The sequence below is a fragment of the Methanosarcinales archaeon genome (assembly GCA_014859725.1).
In the GTDB taxonomy this organism is placed as follows: Archaea; Halobacteriota; Methanosarcinia; order Methanosarcinales; family Methanocomedenaceae; genus Kmv04.
The window spans coordinates 1-7,500 of record JACUTQ010000115.1 but is presented as its reverse complement, the minus strand read 5'-3'; the positions used below and the strand labels follow the sequence as shown (position 1 = coordinate 7,500).

Genomic DNA, 7,500 nt, shown 5'->3' with positions numbered 1-7,500 from the left:
GATGCTATACGCTTCGCAGTGTTGTGTTTTTCTGTGATTATAAGGTGCATATAAACTTCCTGTGATGAATCTATTCCAAATTTATTGTTGAAATATATTACTTGAATAAATATGTTTGGTACATATCCAGGGTTCCATAAAAAAAGGACTTTATATAAAGTCCTCTAATATTAGAATAATTAAAGGTGTTGTTGATATGAAAACCATTACTTCCAGGCAGATGGATGCATTAGACGCTAATTGTGAATTTTTAGGATTATCACGCCTGCAATTGATGGAGAACGCAGGTTCTGCAGTATCTGCTGAAGTAATGAACCTTCCCACCAGGGAAAGAGTATTGGTAGTGGCTGGTAAGGGGAACAATGGTGGTGACGGATTTGTAGCTGCCAGGCATCTTGTTGGATATGATGTTACTGTAATTCTGCTCGGTAAGATCAATGAGGTGAAAACTCAGGAAGCCACAAAAAACCTTGCCATATTAAAGAAGACAGGCATACCTGTAATAGAAGTGACAGACCCAACAGCCCTCGAACCCTCATATTTTTCAGATTGTGATATCATTGTAGATGCCATATTTGGTACAGGTATCAAAGGCAAAATAAGGGAGCCTGAAAGCACCGCTATCGACTTTATAAACGCATCCCAGGCAAAAGTGGTATCAGTGGATGTGCCATCAGGTATGGACCCTGACACCGGCCAGCTTGAAAAAGCTGTTAAGTCTAATATTACCGTGACCTTCCATCTTCCCAAACCAGGACTGCTAGCAGAGCATTCACAGGAATATGTAAGTGAGATTGCAGTGGCAGATATTGGAATTCCTCATGAAGCAGAATTGATCGTAGGTCCGGGTGATCTCAAATTAGTAATTGGCCGGAGTCGGGACAGTCACAAGGGGGTTGGCGGACGAATTCTAATTATTGGTGGAGGGGCATTCAGCGGTGCACCGGCCCTGGCTGGTCTGGCTGCGCTGCGTTGTGGTGCTGATATTGTAACTATAGCTGCACCCAAAAACGTTGCAAAGATAATAGCATCGTTTTCCCCTGATCTGATCGTCAGACCTCTTGCTAAAAAACGATTGGTCAGGGAGGATGTTTCGGTGTTGGAAGAACTGATAATGGCCCATGATGTTGTTATTATCGGAATGGGGCTTGGCAGGGAAGATGAGACAATTGAAGCTGTACGTGAAATACTTCTATTATGCGGCAAGGTTGTTGTTGATGCTGACGGGCTGGAAGCATTGGATGTACATCTAAACAGGTACGGTTGTGATATGGTGATCACGCCCCATGCAGGGGAGTATAAGAGGTTGATCAATGAGGATCTTCAGCTTGAAAGAGGTAAACTGATCGCACAGGTTAAAACTTACTCTGCTGATAATAACGTGGTCACGCTGCTTAAGAGCCCTGAAGATATTATTTCAGACGGGTTGATTGCAAGGATCAATCAGACAGGCAATCCAGGCATGACAGTGGGCGGCACAGGAGATGTACTGGCAGGGATAACAGGTGCATTATTTGCAAAGCATATCGGGATTGAAGCAGCCTCAGCAGCAGCTTACATTTGTGGCAGGGCAGGGGATATAGCTTTTAAGGATTTCGGGTTAGGGCTTATAGCAACAGATGTGATCGACAGGATCCCGGCTGCAATGAAAATTTGAAATGGGGGTATTATTATAAGGGAAATTCTTGTGGAATTGGAACGAAACCGGATAAGAATGGTGGTGCGCCATGATGAGGACGAGACCGTTATAAAACTTAATTTAGAAGAGGCCGAATCACTTTCAAATGACCTGAAGCAGGCGCTGCAAGATTACCAGCAGCGCAAACACGTGAGGATTGATTGAACGTGGACAATAACTTCACCCATATTCATGAAGGCCGGGCCAGAATGGTAGATATCAGCAATAAGGAAATATCTGTAAGGCGGGCTGTTGCCTCGGGGCATATTCAGCTTACGCCTGAAACCATTGAGGCCATAAGACACCGCCAGATTGAAAAGGGCAATGTACTGGCCACTTCCAGGATAGCAGCGGTGCAGGCAGTTAAACGGACATGGGATACTATACCTATGTGTCACCAGATCCCCATCACACATGTGGATGTGGATTTTGAGGTGGAGGATGAAAGGGTAAAGGCCATAGTAGAAGTGCGCTCGGTTGGACAAACAGGGGTTGAGATGGAAGCACTGCACGGGGTGTCGCTGGCTTTACTTACTATATGGGATATGGTGAAGTCTGCTGAGAAGGATGAGACCGGTAATTATCCATGGACTGTAATTTCAGATATAAAGGTAGTCGAAAAAGTTAAGGATAAGGTTTGATATTTTTATTCCAGTTGCTCGTCTTATGCAGTAAAGATGTACATGGTCCTTATTAGAGTTGGATTTTTTAATATGAAGCTGCCTACACCAATTATTATATGAGTTTTTCTAATTTCAAAGTTAATACAAATCAAAGGCTCTGCGTCTAGTTTTCAGTTGACACCCAAGGTCTATCCTGCCAGCAAAAATAATCCGAAAAACGCTGGTTTCTATGCGACACTTGTAAATTTTATGTGGTGTTTATAGAAATAAGTAAATACTAAGACGTAGGCTATCGTATGTTGGTCTGATATGAAATATGTAATAGCAATAATACGACCCGAACGGCTGGATGCTGTCAAACGGGAGCTTCAGGAGGTTGAAGTAAGCCGATTAACAGTAACATCTGTTTCGGGATATGGTGCTCAAAAGGGGCATCTGGAGATATACAGAGCATTGGAGTATGAAGTAAATCTACTTGAAAAGATCAAGCTCGACATTGCTGTAAACGACGCGTTTTTAAAACCAACGATCGAGGCAATTCAGCGAGGGGCTAAGACAGGTCACAAAGGTGATATTGGAGATGGTAAGATATTCGTGTTACCACTTGAAGATGTCATAAGGATCAGCACAGGTGAAACGGGATCGGTGGCAATTTAGGAAGGGAAAAAATGTCTATAGTCGCAGCAGATACTGCATGGGTTTTGATATCATCAGCATTAGTATTGTTTATGCTTCCCGGGCTTGCGCTATTCTATGGCGGGATGGTCAGGCGTAAGAATGTCCTGAGCAGTATGATGCACTCGTTCGTTGCGCTGGGTATAATCACTGTCGAGTGGGTTATTATTGGTTATTCGCTTGCATTCGGGACCGGAAACTGGTTTATAGGTGGATTAGAGCATGTATTCCTACGAGGAATCGATCTGAATTCCACATCAGGTTCAATTCCAACATACACATTTATTGTGTTCCAGGGGATGTTTGCCATAATAACGCCTGCCCTTATTTCTGGTGCTATTGCCGGGCGTATTAAGTTCAAGTCATATATCGCATTCATCGCACTGTGGGATCTTATCGTCTATGCACCAGTATGTCACTGGGTATGGGGTGGCGGATTTCTCACTGGAGAAGCTCTTGACTTCGCGGGTGGTACGGTTGTCCATATAACATCAGGCATCTCTGCACTTGCGCTTCTAATATTCTTAGGCAAAAGGAAGGGGTATGGTGTCGATGCCATTAAGCCGCACAATGTTACCTTCACACTTCTTGGAGCCGGGCTTTTATGGTTTGGCTGGTTCGGGTTCAATGCGGGGTCGGCACTTGCTGCTGATGAGATTGCAGGACTTGCATTTATAACCACTTTCATTGCACCGGCAGCAGCGGGACTTGCATGGCTGATTGCAGAATGGTCCCTAACCGGGAAACCAACTGCACTTGGATTTGCAACCGGAATTGTAGCAGGGCTTGTTGGAATTACGCCCGCTGCAGGTTTTGTCACACCGATGGCAGCACTCCTAATCGGATTTATTGCAGGAATTGTGTGTTATTGGGCCGTAAGGCTCAAAGGTAAGCTGGGATACGATGATTCGCTCGATGTCTTCGGGGTTCACGGTGCTGGTGGGATTACAGGTGCGCTATTGACAGGCGTGTTTGCAAGCGTGGGTGGTACAGGTCTTCTTCTTGGCAACTCACATCAATTACTACTCCAGTTTGAAGGTGTATTAATTACAATCGTCTATGCAAGTGTTTGCACAATAATAATTGGATTTGTACTTGATATAACGATGGGGCTTAAGGTCTCTGAGAGTGAGGAAAATATCGGGCTTGACAAGACATGTCATGGTGAAACAGCGTATAACATTTGAATGTAGGGATTATTCGATTCCTCCCATTATTTTTTCCTGACTTCCTTTTTTTCTGCACCGTTCCATAATCCAGTTATTTTGGTATTTATCCCATCCAACTATTTTCTGGAGTTATGGCGATGCGAAATCGGTGCATATCATTGTTGATCAGTAACTTAAAATAACTGGAAAATGAAATTGGACCTATTAAATTACAATGATTTTCTGTCTTGAGTCAAATTCATTGTACATTAAACTGAATGTATAGGTACCGGTCTCATTGAAAGTATATGTATGAGTTTTCGCAAAATTTATACGGACTGGTTCATCCCACAATCCATCTTCACTTATCAAGTAACGTGGGTTCTTAGCATTTTCTAAGTTTCTCCATTCAACGGTATCTCCTACCAAGATCCTCACTTCATTTAATGAAGTTATTTTTTGTGGTTTATCCCCTGCGTGAATTATTATTCCTTCTTCTGGCGATGTGAGAAACACAAGTCCTTCAATTCTAATATGATTAATAATAGGATCTCGCCTTTCCATAAGCGATATATCCATTGCACCCTCGTATTTGAAAACTTTAACGTTATCTTCATATCCAGATGGTAATATGATATACTTGAACTCATAAGTCCTAAATCTGTCATTGCGGATTATGGATGTATCCTTTTCTCTGAACATAAATGCCCCATATGAATTATGCAAATCGCTAATAATTATTTCATAGAAATTCTCAGCCTTTCCATCCCACATATAGAAATCATCTATAGTTCCCTCACCTTCCGAAGTATAATTTTCTTTATAAAGGTAATCTCCAAGTGGATCTATATCGTTCTGAGAATAATTGTAGAATGTAATTTGAGCATTTATGGTATATTCAAATAGGTTTTCTATGTTTTTTATTGATTGGACTTCAGTTTCCTCATCAACCAGTTTTTCTACAGATTCCTCACCAGATATATTGATACCACTATCATCGCCTTTAATTTCATTAATTATTTCCTCTGTTTTATTTGTATCAGTAGTCTGTATATCTTTGGAATCTTGGCCGTCATTAGTACATCCGGAAATTAATACCATAACAAGAATTACGGCCATTGCAACATTTATTTTCATTCTTATCCACCGGGGCATAATTCAAACTCTTGTTATTTCAAGGATTAATTATATTATTTAATACTTCCTAAAAATCGAGACAGTTACAATTCGTGTTAGTATGATTTTTTTTTTCATTGTATACTTCACTTTCATGACAAATAATGATATTGATTGTATAATGCAAATGATACGAAAATCGCAAAGCTGCCATTATAACTTCAACGTTTATACTACAATCTAAATATTTGCCATATAATTCAAATCAGAGTTAATTATATTCAGCAACACGAATCGTAACGATCACTTTTTTCTTCCTGGTAATAGGGTGGATAAATTTAATTTTACTGCCCGAACATATGAAAATACTTGGTAATAACATAATTTATATATTATAAAATCATACTATGGCTGTCGGTATGTAATATAAATAACAGTTGGTTTAAGTTAAATACACTGACTATTGCAGGTGATAGACATACATTTGAGGACATGTATTGCTGAATGACATAAGATTATTATAAGAGGTACATAAAATGGAAAATCCAAAAAACCATATATTTGTTTGTTCCAGCTCAAGAATAAACGGACAGCAGCAAGGAGTCTGCATCAAAAAGGATTCTGCTAAGATACTGGCTAACTTTATGGAAGAGATAGAGGACAGGGATTTAGAAGATGAAGTGAGGTTAACAAATACCGGTTGCTTCGCGAATTGTGAAGAAGGTCCAATAGTCCTTGTTTACCCTGATGGGGTCTGGTATGGAAAGGTCACGTCCGGTGATGTGAAAGAAATAATGGATTCACACATCGAAAATGGCGAAGTTGTTGAACGATTGAAAATATAATACCAGACTTAAGTCTACTTTAGTTCGATATTCCGGAGGGAAATTCCAGCACTATTTGTTTTTCAGGAAATCAAGGTGTTCTTTGACTGCCTGAAGTTCAAGTTCCAACTGTTGCTGGTATTCCTCTAATCCTCCTATCATTTCCTGTTTTGTTTTAAGATGCCTGCTAAAGCTGCCATGGAATCCACATGAACATTGTCCTTGATGCATATCCATTCCACCGTGTCCATGATGCATACCCATTCCACCATGTCCGTGATGCATGCCCATTCCAACGTGTCCAGGATGCATTTTCATATTTTTGTTATCACACATTATTGTTCATCTCCATTCCTTAATAGAAAATTGAAAGTATTTAAACTACAAAGTTTATAGTAATATAGCTACTATGCGAAAAGATAATAATCATCTTTGCTTGTGCCCCCTGGAAGGTATTATTGACACTATCAGCAAAAAATGGGCTCTTCTTATTGTCAATGACATTGGAAATCATGAAAAACTCAGGTTCAACCAGCTCATGGAGAACTTAAACGGGATTAGTCCCAAAGCGCTTTCTGATACTCTGAAAAAGCTGGAAAATGAGCAATTAGTAAGAAGGGAATCCTTTGCAGAGATACCACGCAGGGTTGAATATTCTTTGACAAATGACGGTATTGAACTCAGGAAAGCGATATTGCCGCTGCTCGAATGGGCTGCCAGTAGAAGTAATAATGATCTGAAAAAATGCCCCTCCGGTTTTAAAGGGATGGCTGCGCATCGGGTGGAACGTATTATTGATGTGGATGCGGTGAGGGGAGGGACATGTACCTCCAAAAATAACAGTAATCAATATGAAGTCGAAGAGTAAGTAAATTTTAAATTATGAGATTTGACCACTGATATGTGTGCACGAGGTACAGATAGCTGCTGACAGCATGCTCCACACACCATAGGGGCGGATGGAGTAGGTTGATCTTAATGGTTATACTCCGCAGCTCTGCTATGGTTTGGACAAGCCATGGTCAATGCAACCTCAGCAGCCTGAGACATGATATACCCCACAGCTCTGGTGTGGGGAGATTCATTATTTTCTGGGATGGAGAACTGCAGAAGCTGGCTGATAAGGGCGGGATTGGTATTCTTATTAACATAGCGATTCTGGTTGCATTGCTCATACTACGGTGGCCCTCCTTGGGATTCTAGGCCAAGACTCTAGCACTATATTTATCCAAATTGACATTTTTTAAAAAAACGTACATGAAATTCTTCGAATAACATGCACAAAATATGAAAGTACCCCCTGCACAATCTTTTTTTGTTATTACTCCAACTATTTTTTGGGCAGGATAGGTTGTCTTTATTTCGGTTCTTCGAAGCCGTAAAAAAACTAACCAGTGAATTGCCATCGAAAGCTCAAATGTGACTTTGATCACGGA

10 protein-coding genes are annotated in these 7,500 nt (G+C 40.8%); 8 read left to right on the top strand and 2 right to left on the bottom strand.

Annotated features, from left to right (window positions below):
• Positions 1–196: 196 nt before the first annotated feature.
• The 5 genes from IBX40_09410 (at position 197) to IBX40_09390 (ending at position 4,163) form a co-directional block, all read left to right on the top strand.
• Positions 197–1,657, top strand: coding sequence for an NAD(P)H-hydrate dehydratase (locus IBX40_09410; protein ID MBE0524531.1), 1,461 nt, complete (start codon positions 197–199; stop codon positions 1,655–1,657).
• Between the two features lie 30 nt (positions 1,658–1,687).
• Positions 1,688–1,843, top strand: coding sequence for a hypothetical protein (locus IBX40_09405; protein MBE0524530.1), 156 nt, complete (start codon positions 1,688–1,690; stop codon positions 1,841–1,843).
• A 2-nt stretch (positions 1,844–1,845) separates the two neighbouring features.
• Complete coding sequence (moaC, locus tag IBX40_09400) at positions 1,846–2,319, top strand: cyclic pyranopterin monophosphate synthase MoaC (GenBank protein ID MBE0524529.1); 474 nt, start codon at positions 1,846–1,848, stop codon at positions 2,317–2,319.
• Positions 2,320–2,610: 291 nt separating this feature from the next.
• Positions 2,611–2,958, top strand: a complete 348-nt coding sequence (locus IBX40_09395; GenBank protein ID MBE0524528.1) for a P-II family nitrogen regulator — start codon at positions 2,611–2,613, stop codon at positions 2,956–2,958.
• 11 nt (positions 2,959–2,969) lie between these two features.
• On the top strand, positions 2,970–4,163 hold the full coding sequence (locus IBX40_09390; GenBank protein MBE0524527.1) for an ammonium transporter: 1,194 nt from the start codon (positions 2,970–2,972) through the stop codon (positions 4,161–4,163).
• Between the two features lie 186 nt (positions 4,164–4,349).
• Here IBX40_09390 and IBX40_09385 read toward each other — a convergent pair whose 3' ends face one another.
• Entirely contained in the window at positions 4,350–5,261 is a 912-nt protein-coding gene (locus IBX40_09385) for a hypothetical protein (GenBank protein ID MBE0524526.1), read from the bottom strand.
• A 515-nt stretch (positions 5,262–5,776) separates the two neighbouring features.
• Here IBX40_09385 and IBX40_09380 point away from each other — a divergent pair.
• Positions 5,777–6,085 (top strand): (2Fe-2S) ferredoxin domain-containing protein, encoded by a 309-nt coding sequence (locus IBX40_09380; protein MBE0524525.1) that lies wholly within the window; start codon positions 5,777–5,779, stop codon positions 6,083–6,085.
• 51 nt (positions 6,086–6,136) lie between these two features.
• Here the strand turns inward: IBX40_09380 and IBX40_09375 are convergent, their stop codons facing one another.
• The gene (locus IBX40_09375; protein ID MBE0524524.1) at positions 6,137–6,400 is read right to left on the bottom strand and encodes a hypothetical protein; all 264 of its coding nucleotides are present in this window, start codon (positions 6,398–6,400) and stop codon (positions 6,137–6,139) included.
• A gap of 73 nt (positions 6,401–6,473) precedes the next feature.
• Between IBX40_09375 and IBX40_09370 the strand changes: the two genes are divergently transcribed.
• Both IBX40_09370 and IBX40_09365 read left to right on the top strand, forming a co-directional pair.
• On the top strand, positions 6,474–6,932 hold the full coding sequence (locus IBX40_09370; protein MBE0524523.1) for a helix-turn-helix transcriptional regulator: 459 nt from the start codon (positions 6,474–6,476) through the stop codon (positions 6,930–6,932).
• A gap of 134 nt (positions 6,933–7,066) precedes the next feature.
• Positions 7,067–7,267 carry a hypothetical protein gene (locus tag IBX40_09365; GenBank protein ID MBE0524522.1) on the top strand — a complete coding sequence of 67 codons (201 nt, stop codon included), beginning with the start codon at positions 7,067–7,069 and terminating at the stop codon, positions 7,265–7,267.
• Positions 7,268–7,500 lie beyond the last annotated feature (233 nt).

Coding starts and splice junctions, on each gene's coding strand:
- IBX40_09410 (MBE0524531.1), top strand. CDS start 197: ATGAAAACCATTACTTCCAGGCAGATGGATGCATTAGACGCTAATTGT.
- IBX40_09395 (MBE0524528.1), top strand. CDS start 2,611: ATGAAATATGTAATAGCAATAATACGACCCGAACGGCTGGATGCTGTC.
- IBX40_09390 (MBE0524527.1), top strand. CDS start 2,970: ATGTCTATAGTCGCAGCAGATACTGCATGGGTTTTGATATCATCAGCA.
- IBX40_09385 (MBE0524526.1), bottom strand. CDS start 5,261: ATGAAAATAAATGTTGCAATGGCCGTAATTCTTGTTATGGTATTAATT.
- IBX40_09380 (MBE0524525.1), top strand. CDS start 5,777: ATGGAAAATCCAAAAAACCATATATTTGTTTGTTCCAGCTCAAGAATA.
- IBX40_09375 (MBE0524524.1), bottom strand. CDS start 6,400: ATGTGTGATAACAAAAATATGAAAATGCATCCTGGACACGTTGGAATG.
- IBX40_09370 (MBE0524523.1), top strand. CDS start 6,474: ATGCGAAAAGATAATAATCATCTTTGCTTGTGCCCCCTGGAAGGTATT.
- IBX40_09365 (MBE0524522.1), top strand. CDS start 7,067: ATGGTTTGGACAAGCCATGGTCAATGCAACCTCAGCAGCCTGAGACAT.